Raw genomic sequence first — 1432 nt, forward strand, 5'->3', positions numbered from 1 at the left:
CATGAGCAATTAACCTACGCTCATTTCCAATAAATTACACTCTTTTCGTAACTTCGTGTCTGCAAAGATACGAATTTTACGGGATTTTTATGTGTGACACAAATACAAATGTAATAATATTTTTAAGGAAGGGGTAATATCTAAAACTAAAGTATTTATTAGTTGTGAATTATCTTTTTATAAGTTGTTGAGTAGGATGTGCGATAATCATTTGATGCTTAAGCCACGATAGGTGTAGTTTTGGTTGTATGAGATTAATTGTTGGGGCGCTTCTGGTTTTGTTTACTTATTTCTTATTAACTTTGTTCCCTAAAAAATTGAATATGCTTAGATTCATTTGTTTTGGAAGTGGTAGTAGTGGTAATTGCTATTATCTTAATGCGGATGGTTATGGACTCCTGATAGATTTAGGGATAGGCTTGCGTAGCCTTAAAAAATATATTCGTAATTATGGACTTTCGTTTGGGGAGATAAATGCTATTTTTGTGACACATGATCATACCGATCATGTTAAATCAGTGGGAGCCTTTTCAGGGGAATTTAATATTCCTGTTTATGCCCTTCAAAGTGTACATGAAGGCATGCAACGTAATTATTTTATGTCAAAAAAAATAATACCAGATAATAAAAGGATTTTAAATCCTGACACAACTATTCTGTTGGAAAAGTTTAAAATAACTCCTTTTAATGTTCCTCATGATAGTTCTGCAAACTGTGGTTATTTCATAGAGGTTGATGGCATAACTTTCTGTTTAGTTACAGATATGGGACATGTTACGGATGATATTCGTTTGTATATAGAAAAATCACGTTATGTAGTTGTTGAAGCTAATTATGATGCTATGATGCTGAAAAATGGCCCTTATCCAGCCTTTTTAAAACGTCGTATAATGGGAAGAGAAGGGCATATGGATAATCTAGACACTGCAGAATTATTATCCACCTCCCTTTCTGCCGAAACTCGCCATGTATGGCTTTGTCATCTTAGCGAAGAGAATAACCATCCTGAATTAGCTCGTAAAACGGTAGAAACAGCTTTGTTTGATGCGGGGAAATGGATTCCAGGCGGATTTTTAAAGATAGATGTATTAAAGAGAAAAGTGCCTTCGTTACTTTATGAGTTGGATTAAGATTTAGTTTCGTATATGGTTTAATGAATAGAAAAAGATTAAAAAATTTGGTAGTGTCAAAATAAAGTTCTATCTTTGCACCCGTTAAGACAAGGCAATGGTACCCTGACCGAGTGGCTAGGTAGCGGTCTGCAAAACCGTGTACAGCAGTTCGAATCTGCTGGGTACCTCTAAGAAAAAGCACTTACAAATAATTTGTAAGTGCTTTTTGTATACTGTGAAAAACAATAATATAATGGGACTAAGTTAATTTGTTTTTAGGGAATACGGGTCAAGCCGAAATTCCGGTTCATTTGTTAAAT

1 protein-coding gene and 1 tRNA gene are annotated in these 1432 nt (G+C 34.4%); both read left to right on the plus strand.

Going from position 1 to position 1432, the window contains the following annotated elements; genetic code table 11:
* Positions 1 to 323: 323 nt before the first annotated feature.
* A complete protein-coding gene (locus tag C5S62_RS00975) occupies positions 324 to 1130 on the plus strand; it encodes an MBL fold metallo-hydrolase (protein ID WP_104403679.1) in 807 nt (268 codons plus the stop codon).
* 99 nt (positions 1131 to 1229) lie between these two features.
* A tRNA-Cys gene (locus tag C5S62_RS13395) sits at positions 1230 to 1300 on the plus strand.
* Positions 1301 to 1432: the final 132 nt, after the last annotated feature.

Origin of the sequence: Prevotella sp. MGM2 (assembly GCF_002933955.1) — a bacterium.
GTDB lineage: Bacteria > Bacteroidota > Bacteroidia > Bacteroidales > Bacteroidaceae > Alloprevotella.

What these genes read in the sequence shown, in the direction of transcription:
- C5S62_RS00975 (WP_104403679.1), top strand. Translation starts at nt 324, where the DNA reads ATGCTTAGATTCATTTGTTTTGGAAGTGGTAGTAGTGGTAATTGCTAT.